The organism is Paractinoplanes ovalisporus (assembly GCF_016834655.1).
GTDB classification, from domain to species: domain Bacteria; phylum Actinomycetota; class Actinomycetes; order Mycobacteriales; family Micromonosporaceae; genus Actinoplanes; species Actinoplanes ovalisporus.
Genome location: NZ_JAENHP010000011.1, coordinates 66,256 through 88,051, shown reverse-complemented (window position 1 = coordinate 88,051; position 21,796 = coordinate 66,256). Strand labels below are relative to the sequence as shown.

General features: G+C 70.4%; 21 protein-coding genes. 13 read left to right on the top strand and 8 right to left on the bottom strand.

Annotation, left to right across the window (positions count from 1 at the left end):
- Positions 1-4: 4 nt before the first annotated feature.
- The 4 genes from JIG36_RS54255 to JIG36_RS54250 all read right to left on the bottom strand — a co-directional run bounded on the left by JIG36_RS54255 (position 5) and on the right by JIG36_RS54250 (position 6,103).
- Positions 5-2,269 (bottom strand): putative bifunctional diguanylate cyclase/phosphodiesterase, encoded by a 2,265-nt coding sequence (locus tag JIG36_RS54255; protein ID WP_203379611.1) that lies wholly within the window; start codon positions 2,267-2,269, stop codon positions 5-7.
- 132 nt (positions 2,270-2,401) lie between these two features.
- Positions 2,402-3,988: a ricin-type beta-trefoil lectin domain protein gene (locus tag JIG36_RS29185; protein WP_203379610.1), complete on the bottom strand. Its 1,587-nt coding sequence runs from the start codon at positions 3,986-3,988 to the stop codon at positions 2,402-2,404.
- Positions 3,989-4,052: 64 nt separating this feature from the next.
- Positions 4,053-4,697, bottom strand: coding sequence for a PulJ/GspJ family protein (locus tag JIG36_RS29180; RefSeq protein ID WP_236048427.1), 645 nt, complete (start codon positions 4,695-4,697; stop codon positions 4,053-4,055).
- The gene (locus JIG36_RS54250; protein ID WP_307872953.1) at positions 4,697-6,103 is read right to left on the bottom strand and encodes a putative Ig domain-containing protein; all 1,407 of its coding nucleotides are present in this window, start codon (positions 6,101-6,103) and stop codon (positions 4,697-4,699) included. Before JIG36_RS54250 ends, JIG36_RS29180 begins: the two co-directional genes overlap by 1 nt.
- Positions 6,104-6,245: 142 nt before the next feature.
- Here JIG36_RS54250 and JIG36_RS29160 point away from each other — a divergent pair, with 142 nt between their 5' ends.
- The 3 genes from JIG36_RS29160 to JIG36_RS29150 all read left to right on the top strand — a co-directional run bounded on the left by JIG36_RS29160 (position 6,246) and on the right by JIG36_RS29150 (position 9,144).
- The gene (locus JIG36_RS29160) at positions 6,246-6,854 is read left to right on the top strand and encodes an SAM-dependent methyltransferase (protein ID WP_203379608.1); all 609 of its coding nucleotides are present in this window, start codon (positions 6,246-6,248) and stop codon (positions 6,852-6,854) included.
- A gap of 149 nt (positions 6,855-7,003) precedes the next feature.
- A complete protein-coding gene (locus JIG36_RS29155) occupies positions 7,004-7,990 on the top strand; it encodes an LLM class flavin-dependent oxidoreductase (RefSeq protein WP_203379607.1) in 987 nt (328 codons plus the stop codon).
- Between the two features lie 482 nt (positions 7,991-8,472).
- A complete protein-coding gene (locus JIG36_RS29150) occupies positions 8,473-9,144 on the top strand; it encodes a YceI family protein (protein ID WP_203379606.1) in 672 nt (223 codons plus the stop codon).
- A 257-nt stretch (positions 9,145-9,401) separates the two neighbouring features.
- Here JIG36_RS29150 and JIG36_RS29145 read toward each other — a convergent pair whose 3' ends face one another.
- The gene (locus tag JIG36_RS29145) at positions 9,402-10,340 is read right to left on the bottom strand and encodes a GlxA family transcriptional regulator (RefSeq protein ID WP_203379605.1); all 939 of its coding nucleotides are present in this window, start codon (positions 10,338-10,340) and stop codon (positions 9,402-9,404) included.
- A 160-nt stretch (positions 10,341-10,500) separates the two neighbouring features.
- On the opposite strand from JIG36_RS29145, the gene JIG36_RS52345 reads away from it, so the two are divergent.
- From JIG36_RS52345 to JIG36_RS29130, 3 genes are all read left to right on the top strand, one after another.
- Entirely contained in the window at positions 10,501-11,034 is a 534-nt protein-coding gene (locus JIG36_RS52345; protein ID WP_438870770.1) for a hypothetical protein, read from the top strand.
- Complete coding sequence (locus JIG36_RS29135; RefSeq protein WP_307872952.1) at positions 11,031-11,294, top strand: DUF3817 domain-containing protein; 264 nt, start codon at positions 11,031-11,033, stop codon at positions 11,292-11,294. The genes JIG36_RS52345 and JIG36_RS29135 overlap by 4 nt, the downstream gene beginning before the upstream one ends.
- 286 nt (positions 11,295-11,580) lie before the next feature.
- The gene (locus tag JIG36_RS29130) at positions 11,581-13,122 is read left to right on the top strand and encodes a diguanylate cyclase domain-containing protein (protein ID WP_307872951.1); all 1,542 of its coding nucleotides are present in this window, start codon (positions 11,581-11,583) and stop codon (positions 13,120-13,122) included.
- Between the two features lie 94 nt (positions 13,123-13,216).
- Here JIG36_RS29130 and JIG36_RS29125 read toward each other — a convergent pair whose 3' ends face one another.
- On the bottom strand, positions 13,217-13,705 hold the full coding sequence (locus JIG36_RS29125; RefSeq protein ID WP_203379604.1) for a cupin domain-containing protein: 489 nt from the start codon (positions 13,703-13,705) through the stop codon (positions 13,217-13,219).
- Positions 13,706-13,896: 191 nt separating this feature from the next.
- Here JIG36_RS29125 and JIG36_RS29120 point away from each other — a divergent pair, with 191 nt between their 5' ends.
- The 7 genes from JIG36_RS29120 to JIG36_RS29090 are packed head-to-tail and all read left to right on the top strand — an operon-like array spanning position 13,897 to position 20,077.
- A complete protein-coding gene (locus JIG36_RS29120; protein ID WP_203379603.1) occupies positions 13,897-14,907 on the top strand; it encodes an AAA family ATPase in 1,011 nt (336 codons plus the stop codon).
- Entirely contained in the window at positions 14,904-15,866 is a 963-nt protein-coding gene (locus JIG36_RS29115; RefSeq protein ID WP_203379602.1) for a DUF58 domain-containing protein, read from the top strand. The genes JIG36_RS29120 and JIG36_RS29115 overlap by 4 nt, the downstream gene beginning before the upstream one ends.
- The gene (locus tag JIG36_RS29110) at positions 15,863-16,813 is read left to right on the top strand and encodes a VWA domain-containing protein (RefSeq protein ID WP_203379601.1); all 951 of its coding nucleotides are present in this window, start codon (positions 15,863-15,865) and stop codon (positions 16,811-16,813) included. The genes JIG36_RS29115 and JIG36_RS29110 overlap by 4 nt, the downstream gene beginning before the upstream one ends.
- A gap of 20 nt (positions 16,814-16,833) precedes the next feature.
- The gene (locus tag JIG36_RS29105; RefSeq protein ID WP_203379600.1) at positions 16,834-17,685 is read left to right on the top strand and encodes a S1C family serine protease; all 852 of its coding nucleotides are present in this window, start codon (positions 16,834-16,836) and stop codon (positions 17,683-17,685) included.
- A 7-nt stretch (positions 17,686-17,692) separates the two neighbouring features.
- Complete coding sequence (locus JIG36_RS29100) at positions 17,693-18,379, top strand: response regulator transcription factor (RefSeq protein WP_203379599.1); 687 nt, start codon at positions 17,693-17,695, stop codon at positions 18,377-18,379.
- Complete coding sequence (locus tag JIG36_RS29095) at positions 18,376-19,572, top strand: sensor histidine kinase (protein ID WP_203379598.1); 1,197 nt, start codon at positions 18,376-18,378, stop codon at positions 19,570-19,572. Before JIG36_RS29100 ends, JIG36_RS29095 begins: the two co-directional genes overlap by 4 nt.
- Before the next feature lie 49 nt (positions 19,573-19,621).
- Positions 19,622-20,077 carry a MaoC family dehydratase gene (locus tag JIG36_RS29090; protein ID WP_203379597.1) on the top strand — a complete coding sequence of 152 codons (456 nt, stop codon included), beginning with the start codon at positions 19,622-19,624 and terminating at the stop codon, positions 20,075-20,077.
- Between the two features lie 55 nt (positions 20,078-20,132).
- On the opposite strand, the gene JIG36_RS29085 is transcribed toward JIG36_RS29090, so the two are convergent.
- Both JIG36_RS29085 and JIG36_RS29080 read right to left on the bottom strand, forming a co-directional pair.
- Positions 20,133-20,816 (bottom strand): SCO2207 family protein, encoded by a 684-nt coding sequence (locus JIG36_RS29085; RefSeq protein WP_203379596.1) that lies wholly within the window; start codon positions 20,814-20,816, stop codon positions 20,133-20,135.
- 91 nt (positions 20,817-20,907) lie between these two features.
- The gene (locus JIG36_RS29080; RefSeq protein ID WP_203379595.1) at positions 20,908-21,789 is read right to left on the bottom strand and encodes an ion transporter; all 882 of its coding nucleotides are present in this window, start codon (positions 21,787-21,789) and stop codon (positions 20,908-20,910) included.
- Positions 21,790-21,796: the final 7 nt, after the last annotated feature.

Below are 21,796 nucleotides of genomic sequence, written 5' to 3'. Positions count from 1 at the left end.
GCCGCTAGGAGACCGTCACCGCGGCCTCGGAAGCGAGCCGGTCCGAGGCGGCCGCGGCCGGGCCCGGGCGGCCGAACAACCAGCCCTGGCCCTTATCGCAGCCGAGCGTGCGCAACAGCTCGGCGTGCTGCGCCGTCTCCACGCCCTCGGCCACGGTGACCAGCCGCAGGCTACGGGCCAGGTCGACCACGGCGCGCACCATCGCCGCCTGCTGCGCGTCGGTCGCGTCGTCCGGCATGAACGACTTGTCGATCTTGAGGATGTCGATCGGCAGGTCGCGCAGGTAGGCCAGCGACGAGTAGCCGGTGCCGAAGTCGTCGATGGCCACCCGCACCCCCTCGGCCCGCAACGCGGCCAGATGCGCGAGGGTGAGCTCGGCGTGCCCGCCCGACCGCACGAGGACCCCTTCGGTGATCTCCAGGACCAGCGCCGCTGCGGGCAGCCCGGCGGCGTTCAGGGCGCCGCGCACCACGTCGGTGAAGTCGTGCTCGGCGAGCTGCCGCGGAGAAACGTTGACGCTGATGTTCGCCCCGTACGTGTGCCACCAAGGTGCCGCGTCGAGGCAGGCCCGGCGCAGCACCCACTCGCCCAGGCCGACGATCAGCCCGCTGTTCTCGGCGGCCGGGATGAACCTGTCCGGCCCGATCGGGTCCTGCCCGGGTGGTGTCCAGCGCACCAGGGCCTCGAAGCCGGCCGTGGCGTCGCCCCGCATCCGCACGATCGGCTGGTAGTGCACGGTGAACTCCTCGGCCGCCAGGCCCGCCCGCAGCCGTTCGACCGTCCGGAAGCGCTCGGCCTGCTCGTGCCGCAGCCGCGGATCGAACTCCCGGCAGCGGTCCTTGCCGTCGGCCTTGGCCGCGTAGAGGGCCAGGTCGACGTCGCTGAGCAGCTCGTCGGGGCCGGCGCCGGGTTCGAGGCGGCGCACTCCGATGCTGCCGGTGACGTGCAGCGTGTGCCCGGAGACCTCGATCGGGTCGCGCAGGGCGTCGAGGATCCCTTCGGCCCGCGCCGGGGCGTCGTCGCGGATGAGGACGGCGAACTCGTCGCCGCCGGGACGGGCCAGCAGCTCGCCCGGCCGCAGCAGCGTCCGCAGCCGTCCGGCCACCGCGACCAGCAGCTGGTCGCCTATGGTGTGACCCAGGCGGTCGTTGACCTCCTTGAAGCCGTCGAGGTCGAGCAGCAGCAACGTGCCCTCCCCGGTCAGCTGCTCCTCCAGCTTCCGGCGGTTGGGCAGTCCGGTGAGCGTGTCGTGCAGCACCATGTGCCGCATCGACTCCTGCAGGGCGGCCTGCCCGGTCAGCGACTGCTTGAGCGTGGCGGTCTGCTGCTCGGCGAGGTGGGTGGCGAGCGCCATCCGCACCACCAGCAGCACCGACACCGCTCCGGTCAGGGTGAGCGGCACCGCCAGGTCGTCCAGGCCGAGCTCGCCCGCCCGGTGGTCGCGCAGCATCGAATAGACGGCGGCGAACGGGCCGATCAGCACCAGCACGACGTAGAGGGCCAGGACCCGCCAGGTGCGGACCACGGCGTCCGGCCCCGGGTCGGTGCGCGCGACCGAGGGATGCAGCGCGGCCACGCTGATCAGCGTGAACGCGATCGTCCAGCCGGCCGTGCTCAGCGTCGTGCCGGTGGTCTCGTCGAGCGACGTGACCTCGAGGAAGTAGCGGACGTCGGACGCGGTGAGCACCGTGGCGGCGGCCAGCACGGCCAGGTGGGCGCCACCGACGCGGCTCTGCACGATCAGCAGGCGGATGGCCAGGCCGATGATCACGGCGTCGAGGAACGGGTAGGCCACCACGGCCGGCACGGCGGGCTCGACGTCGCGGTCCAGCACGTACGGGTCATAGAGCAGCACCCAGGCCAGCACGGTGCCGGTGCAGAGCACGATCGCGGTCTCGGTCAGCCCGGCCCAGCGGGAGGTGACCGTGCGCTCGGGCAATCGCGCGATGCCGACCGCCAGGGGCGGGTAGCCGGCGAAGAACAGGATGTCGACGACGCCGAGGCCGTTGACGGTGAGTGACCCGGTCAGGCCCTCGGCCGCCCAGAGTGCCGTCGCCACGGTGCCGCAGGCGGCAGCGAGCGCGAGCAGCCGCCACTCGCGGGACCGGGCCGGGCGGTGCAGCCGGACGCCGAGCAGGATGGCGCCGGTGAAGCCCGCGCCGAGCACGGCGGACACCGCGAGTTGCCCGCTCACCGGAAGGGCGGAGGAGACGAGCATCGCCGGCACGACGATCAGCAGCCACCACCACCAGCCGCGCTGTCCGGGCACCCGACCACCTTCCCTGCCGCCGAATCTTCATCTTCCCGCTGCTGGGCGCGCAGTTCCGGCAAATCACGGACTTGCCTGCGCATCGAGGACCTTCGCTGTCCCGCGCTCCCGCTGCAGGGGTGACGGGCCCGGTCAGTTCGTGCGGGCCGGGTTCTCGTTGATGTCCTTGAGCGCCAGCGCCTCGATCACGTTCTTGTCGGCGTTCCACTTCTGCAGCGTCGACCCGTCACAGTCGGCCACGTAGATCTTGCTGATCTTGTTGACGGCCTGGTACAGGTCGGCCGGGCTGGCGTTCGGGTCGCGGGGTTGCAGGCATTTGCCGTTGACGTCCTTGATGATGTAGCTCGTGGCATAGAGCTTGGTCCGGCCGTAGACGGTCCACTGCTGGGCCGCGCTGCCGTCACAGATCTTGGTGGTCACATACTTGTAGACCGCGGTCGACAGCGGGCTCTGCAGGCAGTAGGTGACGGCGGTGAACGTCATGGTGATGGTGCCGGTGTTGTAGTTGAGCTCGGTCGCGTCCTTGCTCTTGTCGCTGTCACCGGGGAACGCGGGCAGGGTGTAGCGCTGGTTCCAGAGCACCTTGTTCGGGTTCGGGTTCTGCTTGCAGGGCCAGGCGATCATGTGGGTCGCGTTCGGGTTGGCGCCGGTGTCGTCGAGGCAGCGCCCGAACTGGTTGTAGTTGATCAGCTGGCCGATCGACCGGCCGACGTCCGAGGCGGCCTGCCCGGCGCCCACATTGGCGTCGGCCGAGAACGTGGTCACGTTGTTGTAGCCGCTCGTGCAGGTCTTGGTGATGATCAGGTAGCTGCCGGGCTGGTTGGCGGTCTCGACGTTGAAGCAGAAGCCGTCCACGTCGGTGCCGGTGCTGTTGGTGCCGACCAGGTTGGCCGAGTCGTTGAAGCTCCACTGCTGGCGGTAGATCGACGGCTTGGTCGTCTGGCAGGGCTGAAGCAGCACGCGGGCGTTGGCCACGTGCGTGCTTCCGGCGTCCAGGCACATCCCGTACGGGAGGGATTTGGTCTGCGACGAGACGAGCACGAACTGCAGGGTCGCCGTGTAGGCCCAGGTCTGCGCCGTGCTGCCGGCGCTGCAGAGCTGGAGCCGGGCCGGGGTGTCGGGCGCGGGATCACCCGAGCCGGCGTCGATGCAGAGGTCGTTGAGCGCGGTGCTGCCCCGATAGACGTGGACCAGGCCGCCGAGGATGTTCGTGTTCTCCAGGTGGAACACGTACGTTCCGGTCAGCGTCCGGCGGGCGATCTGGCCCTGGTACGACGCGGTGCCGACCGACGTGAAGACCGCGAAGAAGGGCACGTCCTTCGGGCCGTCGGTGGTCGTGCAACTGATCCGGTGCGCGGTCAGCCATGTCGTGTCGGTCCAGTGGCCCTGCGGGTCGGCGTCGTAATAGACGACCGAGACCGACCACGTGCCCGAGTTGCCCTGGCCGACCGAACCGGTCATCGGGTCGCACTGCAGTTTGGTCTTGTCGCCCCGGGTCTCGCCGTCCTTGTTCACCTTGGTCGAGGCCCGGATCTGGGCCAGTCCCGCCTCCAGGCCCGACTGCGAGGCGTGCAGCGCCATGATCCGTCGCGCGTCGTAGCCGGCGCTCTTGATCTGGCTGATCACCAGCGTGCCCAGGGTGCCGCTGAGCGTCAGTCCGACCACCACCACGAGCATGGCGAGCGTCATGTTGCCCCGGTCGTCCCGCCCGATCTTCACGACGCCACCCCGCGGGCCTCGGAGCGAGTCGACGCCACTCCGTGTGCCTCGGAGCGAGTCGACTTCACGACGCCACTCCGCGCGCCTCGGTGCAGGTCGAGGCGTTCGAGTCGCCGGTCGACGAGGTGTCGCTCTGCGCGGCCGAGGCGTTGAGCGCGGTGAAGGTCACGTTGGTCTCCTGGGTGGAGCCGGCCCGGGTGCCGCCGCCCTGACCGCCGCCCCCGCCCACCACCGAGCTCATCGCCAGGGTGAGCCGCTGGAACCGGAACCCGGTCAGCGTCTTCTTGTCGGCCGGGATCACGGTGAACGGGGTGGTGCCGACGACGTTGCTCGCGAGCACGGTCCAGGCCGACGGCACGAGCGGGTCGATGTTCTTGGTCCACTGGCGGCGCTGCAGCTCGCCGGTCGTGGTGTTCAGGCGCAGCCCGACGCAGGTGTCGACGTTGCTGACGCTGAGCAGGTACTCGACGTACCAGTCGCCGCTCACCTTGGCCGGGTCGCTGATGCTGCGGGCGTAGCGGATCTCGGTGTCGAGCCGCACGTACATGGCCTCGATCTGCCGCTGGGCGTCGAACGAGGCCTCGACCTGGTTGGTCGAGCGGTAGATCTGGATGACCGCGACCGTGAACAGCGACCCCGCGATCCCCATGATCAGCATGGCGAACACGATCTCGATGAGCGTGACGCCGTCGTCGTCGCGTGGGCGCATCATGTCACCTTCCAGCTGACCGAGCGGGTGGCGCTGGCGTTGGCCGAGTCGACCACCCGGATCACGGTGCTGTAGGTGCCGGCCACGGTCGGGGTGCCGCTGATCACGCCGGTCGTCGGGTCGATGGTCAGGCCGACCGGGAGGGCGGTCGCGCTCCACAGCGTGTACGGGCGGATGCCGCCGGTGCCGGCCATGGTCACACTGCTGATGGCCGTGCCGCGGACCGACGTCGGCACGGTGAACGCGTTGACCGACAGCGCCGGCACGACCCAGCTGAACGTCTGCGAGCTGGACTGGTTCCACTTGTCGGTGACCGTCAGCGTCACGCTGTTGGTGCCCACGGTGGTCGGGGTGCCGCTGACGATGCCGGTGCTCGCGTCGAGCGAGAGGCCGGGCGGCAGGCCGGTGCTGCCCCACGGGCCGGCGGCCGCGGCCCAGGTGTACGGCGACGTGCCGTTCGAGACGGCGAACGTCTTGCTGTAGGCGGCGCCGCCCTGCGAGGTCACCGTGCCGGGCGCGGTCATCGTGGGCAGGGCCTTGATCACCCAGCTGAAGCTGACGTAGCTCTCCTGCAGGTACGCGTCGGTGACGGTGACCTTGGTGGTCGAGGTGCCGGTGGTGGTCGGCGTGCCGCTGACGGTTCCAGTGCTGGGGTCGATGCTCAGCCCGGCGGGCAGGCCGGTCGCCGACCACGTGTACGGGGTCTGGCCGCCCGATGCCGTGAAGGCGAGGCCGGCGGGCACGGTGACGTCGTTGGTCTGGGTGCCGGGCGTGGTGGTCAGGGTCAGCGCGGTGGCGCCCTCGTTCGTGTTGAAGAGCGGTTCCTCGGTGTTCTTGGCGATCAGCTCCGAGGTGACGTACGAGCAGGCGTCGTTCCGGCAGTACTTGTCGGTCCAGGTGACCGCGATGATGACCCGGTAGAACTCGGGGCCGTTGCCGCCCTTCCCGCAGGTCCCGTTGTTCTTGCTCACGCACGAGCCGATGTACCAGTTCTGGCGGTACTCGATGCCGCTGAGCCGGAGCGAGCGGTAGGTGGTGGGCAGGGGCGCCGCCGGCCCGCTGCCGGGCAGGGCCGACTCGTCGTACTCCATGGTGTCGGTCAGCAGGCCGGCCACGCCCGCGGCCGGATTGGCCCACTGGGTCAGCGAGCTGGCCTGGTCACGGCCGGTGAGCATGGCGCTGACCTGCAGGCCGCGCACGCGTTCCATGGCGTCGCCGGCGGCCTGGATCGCGGCCTGGCGGTCACCCTGCAGGTGGATGATGCGCATGCTGATCACGAAGAACGAGGCCAGCGAGAGCATGACCACCGAGATGATCGCGATGCTGACCAGCACCTCGATCATGGTGAAGCCGTCGTCCCGTCTTCCGGGCCGCGCTCTGAGGGTGTGCCGGGTCCGGTGAGACACGACGGCTCTCCCTCCGGGGCGTTCCGGGCGCACAACCACTCATGAGCCCCATCGGCCGGGTTCCGGTTTTCCTGAGCACCCGTTGCCGTCGCACGGGTGCCCTTCCGTCACAGCGGCACCGCGGGCCCGGTACTTTCTTCAGGTGGCACGAGCTCTCGACGACGCGCAACCCCCGGCCGACACGGTGTCGCTGGACCACTTCCTCGGTCTCTACGAGGCCAAGGACGACCCCTGGGACGTCGCGACCAAGTGGCACAACCAGCGCAAATACGCCGTCACGCTGGCCAGTCTGCCGCGTGAGCGCTACCGCCGGGCATACGAGCCGGGCGCGTCGATCGGCCTCTTCACGGTGATGCTGGCCGAGCGTTGCGACGAGGTGCTGGCGGTCGATTCGGTGCCCGCCGCGGTCGAGCAGGCTCAGGTCAACGTCAAAGGCCTTCCCCACGTACGGGTGGAGCGGGCGAACCTGCCGGCCGAGCTCCCCGACGGCGTGTTCGACCTGATCGTCATCGGTGATCTGCTCTACTACCTGTCGGCAGCCGACCTCGACGCCGCCGTCGACGGGATGGTCTCGCGCCTCGAACCCGGCGGAGACCTGGTCTCGCTGCACTTCCGCGACCGGGGCGAGGGCGCCCATTACGACGGCTTCGCGGTTCACGAAGTTCTGGCCGCCCGGGCCGGCCTCGAACGGGTCGTCCACCACGAGGACGAGTGGTTCCTGCTCGACGTCTTCCGGCGGGTTTCCGCCTGACGTTCCTGCGGATTTCGGCCTGACGTGTCCCGGCCGGTTTCGGCTCGACGTGTCCCGGCTGGTTTCGGCTCGACGTGTCCCGGCTGGTTTCGGCTCGACGTGTTTGGGCGCACAGTGCCGGTGTAAGGACCGCGGAGTAGGTTCGAGCCATGTCGATCGCGATCTCGATTCTCGACCTGGCCCCGATCAGCAAGGGGCAGACCGCCCGGGAGAGCTTCGAGGGCAGCGTGGCGCTGGCCCGGGCCGCCGAACGCAGCGGCTACGAACGGGTCTGGTACGCCGAACACCACAACATGCCGACCATCGCGTCGTCGGCGACCAGCGTCGTGATCGGTTACGTCGCCGCCCACACCGAGACCATCCGCCTCGGCGCCGGCGGCATCATGCTGCCCAACCACTCGCCGCTGGTGATCGCCGAGCAGTTCGGCACGCTGGCCACGCTCTATCCCGGCCGCATCGACCTGGGCCTGGGCCGCGCGCCCGGCAGCGACCAGAACACGATGCTCGCGCTGCGCCGCGACAACAGCTCGGCCGAGTCGTTCCCGCAAGACGTGCTCGAGCTCAACGGCTACCTCACCGGTCACTCCCGCATCCCCGGCGTGCAGTCGGTGCCGACCCCCGACGGTCCGGTGCCGCTCTACATCCTGGGCTCGTCGCTGTTCGGGGCCCAGCTCGCGGCGCAGCTCGGCCTGCCCTACGCGTTCGCCTCGCACTTCGCCCCCGACGCCCTGCACCAGGCCGTCACCGTCTATCGCGAGACGTTCCGCCCGTCCGAACAGCTGGCCGAGCCATACGTGATCGCCGGCGTCAACGTCTTCGCCGCCCCCGACCACGACACCGCCGAGCAGCAGCGGGTCAGCGCCTACCGCTCACGGACGCGGGCGTTCATCACCAGGGGCGCCCGAGGCGGCAACTTCACCGACGCCGAGATCGACGCCTTCCTGGCCTCGCCGGCCGGCGCCGGGCTGGCCGGCATGACCCGTTACACGGCGGTCGGCACGCCCGACGAGGTCCGCGAATACCTGCTGAAGTTCGCCGAGGAGGCCGGCGCCGACGAGCTCATCACGGCGCACCACGCCTCCGACCTGGACGACCGCGTCCGCTCAGTCGAACTGACCGGAGAAGCCCTGCGCTGACGCGGCAACGCACCCGCCGCCGCGTCCCTCACTGCGGCCCGCCGCGCGGTCCTGGCCGATCACCGCCGGTTCGATTCTTTGCTCAGTGACGGCTTTCGGTGTGTGCGTGAGCGCTTCGTCCCGGGTGCGTGTCCCGGGTTTCGGGACGCGAGTCCATAATGGATAAAGGTTGGTCGAACTTCTGACACGCCCAAGGCATCGAAATGGGTCGAACCGCGCCGGATGGGGTGTTCAGCATCACCCGAGATGAGTTTGTTTCGGTGGATAAAACACTGCGTCACGAAAACCTGAAGAATGTGACGCCGGTCGCCGTACGAATCGGTCTATTACCGCACCTTTGTGACGGTGTCCCAGGCCACTGAGCTGCCCGTCTGTACCCACAGTGGCCGGGCGGGGGTTCGCGAAGAGCGTCTTGGCCCTAAGATCCTTTGAATTCGGAGAATGCATTCTGATGTGACGAGGCCGAGGGGTGGAGCGCAGCTATGGTCGATCGACCGATCCGTGAGTGGAACGGCCTGACCATTCCCGACCCGGGTTTGTACAAATTGGACGAGGCACACAAGCGTCTCGGTTTCCACGCCCAGCACATGATGGTCAGTCCGGTGCGGGGGGAATTCGCGCGTGGGAGCGCGACCATCTTTGTCGCCGAAGACCCGGCCCGCTCGTCGGTCACCGCCAGCATCGACGCCACGAGCCTCAACACGCACAACCCGGAACGGGACACGCACCTGTCCAGCCCCGACTTCCTCGACGTCGAGAAGTACCCGACGCTCGAGTTCCGCAGCACCGGCGTGGAGTGGCAGGAGAACAACGAGGCGATCATGCTGTGGGCGCGGCTGCGGAACAACCCGCTGTCCCGCCGCCCCAACACCGCCCCGCTGCCGGCGGCCAAGCCCACCGGCAAGTTCGTGGTGCACGGCCTCCTGAAGATCAAGGACGTGACCCGCCCGATCGACCTCAACGTCGAGTACGGCGGCGCCCGCCGCGACCCGTACGGCCGCGACATCTTCGGCTTCAACGCCTGGGCCGAGTTCGAGCGCGCCGACTACGGCCTGATCTGGAACGTGGTCCTGGAAAGCGGCGGCGTCCTGGTCGGCAAGACCGTCCGGGTCGAGATCGCCGGCGAGGCCATTCTCGAGGCCCCCGCCAGCTGACCCCAGCCCGTCCCGCGTGGCTGCCCGTCCCGCGTGGCTGCCCGTCCCGCGTGGCTGCCCGTCCCGCGTGGCTGCCCGTCCCGCGTGGCTGCCCGTCCCGCGTGGCTGCCCGTCCCGCGTGGCCGCCCGTCCCGCGTGGCTGCCCGTCCCGCGTGGCCGCCCGTCCCGCGTGGCTGCCCGGGCAAGCGTGGCCGCCCGTCCCGCGTGGCCGCCCGTCCCGCGCTTGCCCGGGCAGCGCGGTGGCTCGTGTGGCGACGTCAGCGGAAACTGCGGCGGTAACTCTGCGGGCTGGTGCCCACCACCCGCTTGAAGCGGTCACGGAACGCGGTGGGGGAGCCGAACCCGACCTGGGAGCCGATGCGGTCCACCGGGTGGGCGGTCGTTTCGAGCAGGTGCTGGGCCCGGCGGATGCGGGCCAGGTGCAGCCACTGCAGCGGCGTGGTTCCGGTCTGCTCGCGGAAACGCCGGTTCAGGGTGCGGGTGCTCATTCCGGCCCGGGCGGCGATCTCGTCGAGGGTCAGGTCGCGGCCGGCGCTCTCCTCCAGCCAGATCAGCAACGGCTCCATCTGGGAGCCGCGCGGGGCGGGCAGCTGTTCGGGAACGATGAACTGGGCCTGGCCGCCCTCGCGTTCCAGCGGCATCACCGACAGGCGCGCGGCCTGGGCCGCCACCGCGGAGCCGTGGTCGCGGCGGACCAGGTGCAGGCAGAGGTCGAGCCCGGCGGCGGCGCCGGCCGAAGTCAGCAGCTCTCCCTCGTCGACGTAGAGCACGCCGGGGTCGAGGTCGACCCGGGGAAACATCTCGGCGAACCGGGCGGCCCCGACCCAGTGGGTGGTGGCGCGGCGGCCGTCCAGCAAACCGGTGGCGGCCAGGGTGAACGCCCCGGCGCAGATCGACGCGATCCGGGCGCCGCGCGCGTTGGCCGCCCGCAGCGCGTCAAGGACATCGGGGGAGACGCCGCGCCCGGCGTCGTGGCAGCCGGGGACGATGATCGTGCCGGCGTCGGTCAGGGCTTCCAGGCCGTGCGGGGCGCGCAGCGTGAAGGCGCCCGCACTCACCTCGGGCTCCGGGGCGCAGACCCTGACCTCGTACGGCGGTGAGCCATCCTCCAGACGCACCCGGCCGAACACCTCGAGCGGCGTGGCCAGGTCGAACGCGACGACGTTGGGCAGAGCCAGGACGGCGATCCGATGCACGTCCCCATCCTATGGCTGGAATCCGTTGACCTATGGCATTCGAGCCACTGTCGCCTCGGCGGGAACGGCCATACGGTCGGTGACCGTGACAAAAGTGCTGCTCTCCCTGCATGTTCTGGCCGCGATCGTGGCCATCGGACCGGTCACCGTCGCGGCCAGCATGTTTCCGGCCGCGCTGCGCCGTGGTGACCTCGCCCAGCTGCGCACGCTGCACCGGATCTGCCGCGTCTATGCCGTGCTGGGCCTCAGCGTTCCGGTCTTCGGGCTGGCCACGGCGGCCTCGCTCGGGGTGCTGACCGACGCGTGGCTGCTGGCGTCGATCGTGCTGACCGCGATCGCCGGCGTCGTCCTCGGCTTCGCGATCCTGCCGGCCCAACGCGACGCCCTGACCGCATCAACGGCCCCACGCGACCCTGGAGCGTCAACGCCTGCAGGCGACCCCGGAGCGTCAACGCCTGCAGGCGACCCCGGAGCGTCAACGCCTGCAGGCGACCCCGGAGCGTCAACGCTCGCACGGGAGCCCGCAGCATCAACGCTCGCACGCGAGCCGGCAACAGCGCCGGCGTCGGCCCCCGGAACACCCGGCGAAACAGCCGGTAAGCGTCTCGGCATGGTGTCGGGGATCTTCAACCTGCTCTGGGCGGCCGTCGTCGTGCTGATGATCGTGCGTCCGGGCTCGACGACGGGGGCGTGACGGCCGTGATGCTCAAGCTCGCCGCCCGCGTCGAACTTCTCTCGCTGCTGGTGCTTCTGGTCAACCTGGCCACCGTGCACGTGCAACCAGTGGCCACGGTGCTCGGGCCGCTGCACGGGTGCGCCTACCTGGTCGTCATCGGCGCCACCATCGCCGAGACCGGACAGATCCGGCCCAGGCTGCTGGCGCTCATACCGGGGATAGGTGGCGTGCTGGCCCGTCGCAGCCTCCGGCCGGTGGCGAGCACCGCTCGTCAGTAGCACTGGAAAATCCCGTACGAAATCCTGGTGGTGAAGCGCAAGCCGACCGCCTGGAGTGAGCCACGCGGGGTTCCTCCTGAAGCGCCACCGACTCGCCCGGAGTGAGCCACGCGGCGTTCCTCGTGAAGCGCACCGACTCGCCTGGAGTGAGCCACGCGGGGTTCCTCCTGAAGCACCACCGACTCGCCCGGAGTGAGCCACGCGGCGTTTCCTCAACCCGGCCCGCGCAGTGTCGATCTGGAGCGCCATGGACCGCAGTGGTCCGTGACGACTCAGGGGAGGCCGTGTGGCCCGCTCGGCGCGCGAGGACGGCCCGGTCACGGCCATGTCCGCGCTTCGCCGTGACCCCTGGCTGCTCGCCATGCTGGCCTGGACGGGTCTCACCTTCATCCTGTTCACCGTGTTCAACGGGAACGCGGAATGGCAGGTACGGATCTTCTGGACGTTCCAGCCGCCGCTGGACGTGCTGCTCGCCTTCTTCTCGTGGCGGGTGGCGCGGCTGGCGACGGGCGCGATCCGGCGGTTCTGGCTCGTGCTGGCGGCGACCGGCACACTGTTCACGTTCGGTGACGGCTTCCAGGCGCTGATGACCTGGTTCCCGGGCACCTGGTCGACCAACGGCGGCACTCTGCAGACCGTCTGCCTGGGCATCGGCCTCTTGTCGGTGTTGACCGCGATGCTGGCCTACCCGCATCCGAACCGTACGGGCCGGGAGCGTCTGGGTTTCTGGCTCGACTCGGCGACCGTGCTCGTCGCGGGCGCGGTGGTCGCGTGGTGCTCGCTGGTGACACCGGACGGGGACTGGCGCTCGGACATGCTGGCCGTGCTGGCCGCGACCGGGGTGGCCGTCACGGCGTCGTTCGCGTCGGTCAAGATGATCCTCAGCGGCAACGCGCCCATGCACAAGGCGTCCGCGTTCCCGATGATCGGCGCGACGATGGTGATGAGCGTCGGCATGTTCCTCGCCCCGCACGGCACCGACGTGTCGCCTGCGGTCTACTTCGTGCGCTATCTGCCCTCGGTGCTGATCGCCGTCGGCCCGCGCATCCAGTTCCTGCTGGCCAGCTTCGACCGGTCGGCGTTCGGTGAGCGGCGGCGCAAGCCTTACAGCCTTCTCCCGTACGGGGCCATGGTCGTGGCCTTCGTCGTGCTGGTGATCGTGCTTCCGGGCGGCGTGAACCAGCGCCTGTGGGGTGTGGTCGTCGGGCTGGCGCTGATCTGCGCCCTGGTCGCGTGGCGTCAGCTGGTGGCCTTCCACGACAACCAGGCCCTGATCAGCCGGCTGCGCGAGCATGAGGTGCGGCTGCGGCACCAGGCCCACTTCGACGGGCTGACCGGCCTGGCCAACCGGGGTCACTTCCACGAGCAGGTCGAACACGCGTTGGCGGCGTCGCCGGGTGCGGTGTCGGTGCTGCTGGTCGACCTCGACGGGTTCAAGGCGGTCAACGACACGATGGGTCACGCGGCCGGCGACGCGCTGCTGCTCGGGGTGGCCGACCGTCTGCGCGGTGCGATCCGCTCGGGCGACGTGGCGGCCCGGCTCGGCGGTGACGAGTTCGCGGTGCTGCTGCCGGGCTGCACGGTGACCGAGGCCGAGCAGACCGCCGTACGCATCCTGTCCGCCCTCACCGTCCCCGAGCTGATCGACGGCGTGCCGGTGCGGGCGGCGGCCTCGATCGGCGTGGCCGCGGCCGGCCCGGCCACCGATGTGGGTTCGCTGCTGCGCGAGGCCGACATCGCGATGTACGCCGCCAAGCGCGGCGGCAAGGGCACCTGGCTGCGTCACCACCCCGGCCTGATCCATCCGGGCACTGAAGTGGCGCGGTGAGCGGCGACGATCTCTGGGGCGACGAGGCGGTTCGGGCCATCGCCCAAGAGATCATCGCCGCGGAGCCGGACGAGAAGTACCAGCGCTTCTGGCGTCAGCGCCCGTCGAGCCAGTGATTGTCGTGGTCCAGATAGAACTGGACCTTCTCCTCGTCGCTCATCTGGGCCACGTGCACCAGGCCCTCGAAATAGCCCTCACGCGGCGCACCCGGTGAGAAGTGCAGCAGCATCGAGGCCGGGGCGCCGGACTCGTTCTTGAACGCGTGGATGCCGCCGATCGGCACGTGCACATAGTCGCCGGGTTCGGTGTCGATCCATTCCTTGCCGTTGTAGATGCGCATGCTGCCGCTCAGGATGTAGAACGATTCGCTGATCGACCGGTGGAAGTGCGGGTCGGGGCCGGTGACGCCGGGCCCGCACTCCCAGCGGTAGAGCCCGAACAGGCCGCCGGTCGACTCCCCAGTGGACAGGTAGCGGACCTTGGTGCCGTTCGGATAGACGAGCTCGGGCGCGGTCGCGTCCGGCCGGTAGGTGGCGCTGACTTCTCCGGTTTCCCCGTGGTACTGCGGTGGTGGATACGTCATGATTCCCATCTTGCCCGGTAGCACCGACAAGATTCCCTTTCCAATTCACCCACCACCACCCCCAGCCACCCAGGGCAGGGCGTGAGACTAGCCCCCGGCGAAGTGCCGGAGGGTGGTTGTCCACAGGGCCCTTCGGTCTTTTTTCGGTCCCGCTTCGGCTCGCTTTCGGTGTCAGTTGCTGTCATCGACACATGACAGATGACGCAACGGACCGCCGGCTCGAGCGGACCCTGTTCGAAGTCAAGAAGGTGATCGTCGGACAGGACCGGCTCGTCGAGCGGCTGCTGACCGCACTGCTGGCCGGCGGGCACTGCCTGCTCGAGGGCGTTCCCGGCGTGGCCAAGACCCTGGCCGCCGAGACCCTCGCCGTCGCGGTGGGCGGCACCTTCCACCGCATCCAGTTCACGCCCGACCTGGTGCCGTCGGACATCCTCGGCACCCGCATCTACCGGGCCGGCAAGGAGAGCTTCGACGTCGAGCTCGGCCCGATCATGGCGCACATCGTGCTCGCCGACGAGATCAACCGCGCTCCCGCCAAGGTGCAGTCGGCGCTGCTCGAGGTGATGGCCGAGGGCCACGTCTCGATCGGGGGCCAGACCTATCCCGTACCGAAACCGTTCCTCGTGCTCGCCACCCAGAACCCGATCGAGAGCGAGGGCGTCTATCAGCTGCCGGAGGCGCAGCGCGACCGCTTCCTCATGCGGGTCGTCGTGGGCTACCCGACCGAGCAGGAGGAGCTGGGCATCCTCTATCGGATGGGCGGGGCCCGGCCGGTGGCGCAGCGGGTGCTCGACCCGGTGATCCTCAACGAGCTGCAGGCCCGGGCGCGCGGCGTGTTCGTCCACCACGCGCTGGCCGAGTACGTCGTACGGCTCGTGCTGGCCACCCGCGAACCCGAGCGCTTCGGCCTGCCCGACGTCGCGGCCCAGCTCGCGTACGGGGCCAGCCCGCGCGCCACCCTCGGACTGGTCGCCGCCGGCCGCGCCCTCGCCCTGCTGCGGGGCCGCGACTACGTGCTGCCGGCCGACCTGCTCGACATCGCCCCGGACGTGCTCGCGCACCGCCTCGTCCTGTCGTTCGACGCGGTGGCCGACGGCGTGCAGCCCGAACAGATCGTGCGCCGCGTCATCGACTCGGTGCCGCTGCCGATCATCGCGCCGCAGCAGGAGGACAGCGGCCCCGGCCTGGGGATGGCGGCATGAACGAGGGCAACTTCGGACCCGAGCTCGTTCCCGAGCGGCGCCTCCGGCGGCTCGAACTGATGATCACGCGACGGCTCGACGGGCTGCTCCACGGCTCGTACCTGGGTCTGTTGCCCGGCATCGGCAGCGAACCGGCCGGCAGCAAGGAATACCGGCCCGGCGAGGACGAGGTGCGCCGCATGGACTGGGCGGTCACCGCCCGGACCACCGTGCCCCACGTGCGGACGGTCGACGCCGACCGTGAGCTCGCCACCCATGTGCTGGTCGACGCCAGCGCGAGCATGGACTTCGGCACCGCCGACCTGGAGAAGCGGGAGCTGGGCCTGGCGGCGGTCGCGGCCGTCGGGTTCCTCACGCTCGGCAACGGCAACCGGCTCGGCGCCCACCTGCTTTCCGGCGAGGGTGTACGACGGTTCCCGGCCCGGGGCGGACGGGCGTCGCTGCTCGCCCTGCTGCGGGCCATGATGCTCACGCCCCGCAACCAGCGGCCGGTGTCACTGGGCGGCGGGATCGAGGCCCTGCACCGCCAGACCCCCCGTACGGGCCTGGTGGTCGTGGTCTCCGACTTTCTGGACGGGCTCGACGAGGACGGCCTCGGCCCGGCCGCACCGGAGTGGGAGGAACCGCTGCGCCGGCTCGCCGCCCGCCACCAGGTGCTGGCCGTGCAGGTGGGCGACCCGCGCGAGCACGAACTGCCGGACGTCGGCCTGCTCACGCTGATCGACCCCGAGACCGGTCGCCGGCGCGAGGTGCCCACGGCCAGCCGGAAGCTGCGCGAACGCTACGCCGCCGCGGCCGCCCAGCAGCAGGCCACCATCGCGGCCGCCATCAAACGGGCCGGCGCCGCCCACCTACCGCTGCGGACCGACCGGGACTGGATCGCCGACATCGTGCGCCACGTGCACGCCCGGCGGCGCCTGAGCCGGGCGGCCGCGAGACCCGTGAGGACCCCACAATGACCTGGCTCTCCCCGGAACGGCTGTGGCTGCTGCTCGGCGTCGTCGCGCTCGCCGTGGCGTACCTCTTCGCGCAGCGCCGCCGCAGCCGGTACGCCGTGCGTTTCACCAACCTCAAGCTGCTCGACCGGGTCGCCCCCAAGCGTCCCGGCTGGCGCCGGCATCTGCCCGCCTCGCTCTTCCTGGCCATGCTGGGCCTGCTGGTCGTCGGTTTCGCCCAGCCCCAGGCCGAGGTGCAGGTGCCACGGGAACGGGCCACCGTGCTGGTCGCGGTCGATGTGTCCCGGTCGATGCTGGCCGAGGACGTCGCCCCGAACCGGCTCGACGCGGCCAAGGCGGCCGCCCGCGGCTTCGTCGAGGACCTGCCCGAGCAGTTCAACGTCGGGCTGGTCGGGTTCGCCGGGCAGGCATCGGTCTTCGTGCCGCCGGGCACCGACCGCAACCAGCTCGGCAGCGGCATCGACCGGCTCGCGGACGGCGCGGCCGGGCAGGGCGGCACCGCGATCGGTGACGCCATCGCCTCGGCCCTGGAGCAGATCCGCTCGGTCGACGCGTCGGCCGGCGAGGACGTGCCGCCGGCCCGGGTCATCGTGCTCTCGGACGGCGCCAACACCTCGGGCCAGGACCCGGCCGAGGCGGCGCGGATGGCCAACGAGCTCGGCGTGCCCGTCGACACCATCTCGTTCGGCACGCCGTCGGGCACCATCGGTGGCGGCCAGGAGGTGCCGGTCGACGGCGAGACCCTCGAATCGGTCGCGTCGGCCACTGGCGGGCGCTACTTCGAGGCCGCCAACACCGAGGAGCTGCGCAACGCGTACGCGGACATCGGCAGCTCGGTGGGTTACCAGACCGAGGTGCGTGAGGTGTCCGCCTGGTTCATCGGCATCGGGCTGGTCCTGGCGCTGATCGTGGCCGGCGCGTCGATGTTCTGGTTCGCCCGCCTTCCCTGACCTTCCCCGAAAGGATCGCCATGTCTGGACTTGGGACACCCCGCGGACCTGAGTTCCACTCCCCGTCGTGGGCCTCCGAGCCGCTTTTGACGGAAGCTCCGGTCCATTCCGCTGCGAAAGGCCGCCGCTTTCCCGCCGCCGCTCTCGCCGCTCTCGCCGTCGTCGGTCTCTCGGCCGGCGCCGGCGGCGCCGCCGGTTACTTCGCCGGGCGCGACGATGACGCCGAGCCCGCCACCGCCGCGCCCCTGCCACAGGGCAACGTTCCGGCCGACCTGGTCGGGGCGGCGGCCCGGGTGCTGCCCAGCGTCGTCTCGGTGCAGGTGCGCACCGGGCAGGGCGGCGCCTCCGGCTCCGGGTTCGTCTTCGACAACCGCGGTCACATCGTCACGAACAACCACGTGGTCGCGGCCGGCCGGGGCGGCTCGGTCAGCATCGTCGGCGCGGACGGCCAACGCCGTACGGCCGAGGTCGTCGGCACCGATCCCGGCAGCGACATCGCCGTTCTGCGGGTCACCGACGGCGCTCCGCCGCAGCCCTTGGCGCTGGCCGACCCGAACGGGACCCGGGTCGGCGAGCCGGTGCTGGCCGTCGGCTCGCCGCTGGGCCTGAGCGGAACCGTGACCGCCGGCATCGTCAGCGCCCTCGACCGGGAGGTCCGGCTCGGTGGTCAGGCACGTCAGACGGCGGTGCAGACCGACGCCTCCATCAACCCGGGCAATTCCGGCGGACCGCTGGTGAACGCCCGAGGCGAGGTGATCGGGGTCAATACGGCCATCGCGACCATGGAGGGCGGCGGATCGATCGGGATCGGCTTCGCGGTTCCCATCGAACGGGCCCGCCAGGTGGCTGATTCGCTCATCGCCCGGGGATAGTTGACCGATGCGGTTGCTGGTGGTGGAAGACGAAGAGGATCTGGCGGAGGGCCTGCGCGTCGGGCTCGCCCGCAGTGGATACGCGGTCGACGTCGCTCTGGACGTCGCCCAGGCCTATGACCGGCTGACCGTCAACGAGTACGACCTGATGCTGCTCGACGTGAACCTGCCCGACGGCGACGGGTTCACCCTGTGCCGCACGCTGCGCGCGGGCGAGGTGCCGACGCCCGGCGACGGCGACCTGCGGGTGCTCATGCTGACCGCCCGTGGCGGCCTCGACGACCGGGTGCGGGGCCTCGACGGCGGCGCCGACGACTACCTGGTCAAACCCTTTCATCTGGCGGAACTGCAGGCCCGCGTACGGGCTCTGCTGCGCCGCGACACCACGGGCGGCTCGGCCCGGCTCACCGTGGGTGACATCGTGCTCGACTCGGCCCGCCACCAGGTGACCGTGGCCGGCCGGCCGCTGGCGCTGACCCCGAAGGAGTTCGGGGTGCTGGAATACCTGATGACCCGCCCGGGCCACGTGGTCTCCAGCGAGGAGTTGCTCGAGCACGTGTGGGACGCCAACGCCGACCCGTTCACCCAGACCGTGCGGGTCACGGTCGGCACGCTGCGGCGCAAGCTGGGCGAGGGCTCCATCGAGACCGTCGTCGGCCGGGGCTACCGGCTGCGGGAGGGACAGGCGTCGTGAAACGCCCCGAGGTGTTCCGGTCGATCCGGTTCCGGCTGACCGTCATCTATTCGACGGTGCTCTTCGCGCTGGCCGGCCTGACCCTCGGGGTCATCTATTTCGCGCTGGCCGAGACCACGGAACCCCGGCCGGTGACCGCACTGCGGGCCAAGGTCATCCGCGACGGTCAATACCAGGGCATGACCAACGTCGCCCAGATCAGCGAGTTCGAGGCCGCGGTCAACTACAACACCCTGGAAAAGCTCCGGTCATACTCGCTGATCGCCCTGGGGGGGCTGTTCGTGGCCAGCCTCGGCGTCGGCTGGGTGCTCTCCGGCCGGGCCCTGCGGCCGGTCGGGGCGATCACCCGGACCGCACGCGAGATCCAGGCCACCGACCTGTCCCGCCGCATCCGGCTCAACGGGCCGCCCGACGAACTGCGTGACCTGGCCGACACCATCGACTCGATGCTCGACCGGCTCGACCACGCGTTCCAGTCCCAGCGCCAGCTCATCGACGACGCGTCGCACGAGCTGCGCAGCCCCCTCGCGATCATCCGCACCAACCTGGACGCGTCGCTCACCGCTCCCGACGCGACGCCGGAAGAGAGGGCGCGGGCCGTGGCGGTGGTCGACCGGGCCACCACCCGCATGTCCCGGCTGGTCGAAGACCTGCTGGCGACCGCGCGGCGCGACGCCGACGGTTCGGCCGACAGCGACGTCGACCTGTCGGTGGTGGCGCGCGAGGCCGGTGAGGAGGCGTTCGTCACCGAGCGGCCGCTGCATCTGCGCTACGAGACGGCGGCCGGGCTCCACCTGATCGGCGACGCCGACGCGTTGCGCCGGGCTGCGGGCAATCTGCTGTCCAACGCCGTACGGCTGGCCCCCTCGCACTCGACGGTGACCATGGCAACGGGTCAAGCGGGGTCTTGGTTGTGGCTGGCGGTCGCCGACGAGGGCCCGGGCATCGCCCCGGCCGACCTGTCCCGGGTGTTCGACCGCTTCTGGCGTGGCCCCAACGGTGAGCCCGCCGGTTCGCGGCCGGAACGCCGCACCGGCCTCGGGCTGGCGATCGTCCGGCAGATCGTGGAGTCGCACGGCGGACGGGTGGCGGCGTTCTCGGAGCCGGGCCAAGGGAGCACGTTCGTGTTGTGGCTGCCCGCCGCCGACCGTACGGACGAGGAAGCCCCGCCACCCGGCAGCCCCTGGCCGTAGGTGTTCACGTCGTCGATACTCGGGGCCTGACGACGGAAGGGGAGCCGGCATGCTCACGGTGAGTGGACTGGACGAGCTCAAGGCCTTGGCCGGGCGGGAACTCGGGCACAGTTCGTGGCTCGAGATCACGCAGGAGCGGGTCGGCCAGTTCGCCGACGCCACCGGCGACCACCAGTGGATCCACCTCGACGTGGAACGGGCCGCGAAAGGGCCGTTCCGGGGGACGATCGCCCATGGCTATCTCACGCTGTCGCTGGTGATCCCGCTGTTCGGCGAGATCCTGCACGTCGAGGGCGTGAAGATGGGCGTCAACTACGGGCTCGACCGGGTGCGCTTCCCGAGCCCGGTGCGGGTCGGCTCGAAGATCCGGCTGGCCGCGACGGCGGTGGCGGCCGAGGAGGTGCAGTCGCGCTGCTTGCAGGTGTCGTACGACTTCACCGTCGAGATCGAGGGTCTGGACAAGCCGGCCTGCGTGGCCCGTCCGATCTACCGCTATTACGCCTGAGACTTCCCTGCCGGCGAGCGGGGCGACTCCGCTCGCCGGCAACCATCGGGGAAAGTCAGCCGATCTTCTCGATGACGGCGCGGCGGATCAGGAACTTGCCGGGCTCGCGCACCTGCTCGAAGGCGGCGTTGTTCAGCAGCACGCAGCTGCCGGAGGTGGTCTCCACCTTGACGGTGATGCTCTTGTTGTTGTCCAGGTTGGTGACCTTGAGGGTGGTGCCGAGCGGGAACTGGCCGCTGGAGGCGAACGGCTGGCCGCCCTCACCGGAGAGCGTGACCGTCGAGCCCGCGCAGACGACCTCGCCGGCGCCGGAGCCCTGGGCCGGCGGAGCAGCGGCCGGGGGAGTCGTGGCGGCCGGGGGGTTCGCAGCCGGCGGGTTGGCCGCGGGCGGGTTGGCCGCGGGCGGGTTGGCGGCCTGGTTACCCCCGGCGGCACCGGGCACCTCGCCGGCTACGTCGGCCGTGCAGCCGGCCACGTCGCGACGCTGGTTGATCAGGTCGACCACGGCCTGACGGTTCGCGATGCGCGCCTCGGACTGGGCGTCGGGCGCCGACCGCTGGCCCGCGATGAACTGGAGGTTCTGGCGCAGGGCCTGGTCGAGGCCGGCACAGTTCTCGCCCGCGCTGCTCAGACCCGTGCTGATCGCGAACGCGCCGCCGGCCAGCACCACCGCGGAGGCGCCGAGAACCACCTTGCGGGTGGTCGAGGACATCTTGTTGCGGCCGCGGTTCCGGTACATGCGAGGGCTCCTTCTGGCTGTCGGGCTTACTGCTTCGGTGCAGTACCGACAACTACGGGAAGGCGCTCGATCATGGATCAGGGTCGTTACCTTAAACATCCTTAAAAGACTGGGCGCGCGGCCGGCGGGGGTCGCGGTCGATGCGCAGATCCCGTTCCAGCTCGGTGATCATCGAGCGCAGATCGTCGAGCCGCTGACTGATCTGGATGCGGTCGATGTTGTCGGGCACGCCGTCGTGGTCCTCGTCCACGGCCAGGCTCTCGGTCATCTCCAGGCGCCGCGCCTCCTCCATCGAGTTGACGATGACCGCGATCAGGATGTTCAGCAGCAGGTTGACCGTGAGCAGCACATAGCTGACGTAGTAGACGAGCGTCCACGGCGACATGTCCAGGCCCTGCTGGATGAGGTCGGGCAGCGTCTCCAGCGACAGCAGCACGAACAGGGTCACCACGGCGCGGCCGATCGTGCCGTACTCCTCGGGGTAGGCGTCCTTGAAGATCAGCCAGCCGGTCATGCCGTACACATAGAAGGTCACCAGGGCCAGCGCCAGGAACCCGCCGACGCCGGGCAGGCTGCGCAGCAGGGCGGTGACGATCGTGCGCAGGCCGGGGGAGAAGCGCACGAGCCGGACCACGCGGGCCATCCGGATGATGCGCAGCGCGGCCGTGTCGCCGTGCAGGCCGGGGATGAACACGGCCGCGATCACGACGAAGTCGAACACGTTCCAGCCGTGCTTGAAGAAGTCCTGCGGCCGCCGCCCGTAAGCCAGGATCCGGATGGCGATCTCGGTGACGAACACGACCCGGAAGAACCACTCCAGCCAGTGCAGATACGCGATCCGCTCGGCCACCGGGTAGGTCTCGACGCAGAGCAGGACGGCATTGAGGCCGATCATCACGACGATCGTCACCTCGAACGCGCGGGAGTCGACGATCCGGGAACATCGGCGGGCCACACGCGTGAGGTCAGACATCCGGCCA

Bases quoted from the DNA above. Each gene is read 5' to 3' on its own strand.
- JIG36_RS29150 (WP_203379606.1), top strand. From the start codon at position 8,473: ATGGTCGATCGACCGATCCGTGAGTGGAACGGCCTGACCATTCCCGAC.
- JIG36_RS52345 (WP_438870770.1), top strand. From the start codon at position 10,501: ATGTTTCCGGCCGCGCTGCGCCGTGGTGACCTCGCCCAGCTGCGCACG.
- JIG36_RS29085 (WP_203379596.1), bottom strand. From the start codon at position 20,816: ATGTACCGGAACCGCGGCCGCAACAAGATGTCCTCGACCACCCGCAAG.
- JIG36_RS29180 (WP_236048427.1), bottom strand. From the start codon at position 4,697: ATGCGCCCACGCGACGACGACGGCGTCACGCTCATCGAGATCGTGTTC.
- JIG36_RS29110 (WP_203379601.1), top strand. From the start codon at position 15,863: ATGACCTGGCTCTCCCCGGAACGGCTGTGGCTGCTGCTCGGCGTCGTC.
- JIG36_RS29125 (WP_203379604.1), bottom strand. From the start codon at position 13,705: ATGACGTATCCACCACCGCAGTACCACGGGGAAACCGGAGAAGTCAGC.
- JIG36_RS29120 (WP_203379603.1), top strand. From the start codon at position 13,897: ATGACAGATGACGCAACGGACCGCCGGCTCGAGCGGACCCTGTTCGAA.
- JIG36_RS29115 (WP_203379602.1), top strand. From the start codon at position 14,904: ATGAACGAGGGCAACTTCGGACCCGAGCTCGTTCCCGAGCGGCGCCTC.
- JIG36_RS29090 (WP_203379597.1), top strand. From the start codon at position 19,622: ATGCTCACGGTGAGTGGACTGGACGAGCTCAAGGCCTTGGCCGGGCGG.
- JIG36_RS29100 (WP_203379599.1), top strand. From the start codon at position 17,693: ATGCGGTTGCTGGTGGTGGAAGACGAAGAGGATCTGGCGGAGGGCCTG.
- JIG36_RS29080 (WP_203379595.1), bottom strand. From the start codon at position 21,789: ATGTCTGACCTCACGCGTGTGGCCCGCCGATGTTCCCGGATCGTCGAC.
- JIG36_RS29155 (WP_203379607.1), top strand. From the start codon at position 7,004: ATGTCGATCGCGATCTCGATTCTCGACCTGGCCCCGATCAGCAAGGGG.
- JIG36_RS29105 (WP_203379600.1), top strand. From the start codon at position 16,834: ATGTCTGGACTTGGGACACCCCGCGGACCTGAGTTCCACTCCCCGTCG.